Origin of the sequence: Paraburkholderia sp. SIMBA_054 (assembly GCF_046534875.1) — a bacterium.
Lineage (GTDB): Bacteria > Pseudomonadota > Gammaproteobacteria > Burkholderiales > Burkholderiaceae > Paraburkholderia > Paraburkholderia hospita.
In genome coordinates this window covers 1-240 of the sequence record NZ_JAWRXV010001602.1, presented here as the reverse complement: position 1 = coordinate 240, position 240 = coordinate 1, and the positions used below count along the sequence as shown (strand labels likewise).

Below are 240 nucleotides of genomic sequence, written 5' to 3'. Positions count from 1 at the left end.
ATATCCCTTCCCGGTCAACGCGAATAACGGAGACCTTTTTCCAGGTCTAAACAGCACCCCATCCTCTATCAGCGGGTCAATTGCAGCTTCGAGGTCGCCGAGAGGATTACCCTTTTTTATGAGCTGGTTAGCAATAGTGATTGAATTCAGGGCAACCTCATTTGGCTGCAGTATGCCGCTGTTCTTTAGGGTTTCAATGATCAGGAAACGTGCGCGGCCTTTTTCGGGCGTTTTCTTCAA

At 48.8% G+C, this 240-nt stretch carries 1 protein-coding gene; it reads right to left on the bottom strand.

Annotated elements, in window-relative coordinates; all coding sequences use genetic code 11:
* A partial coding sequence (locus tag SB822_RS60475) for a hypothetical protein (RefSeq protein ID WP_410859570.1) occupies window positions 1-240 on the bottom strand: 240 nt, incomplete at both ends.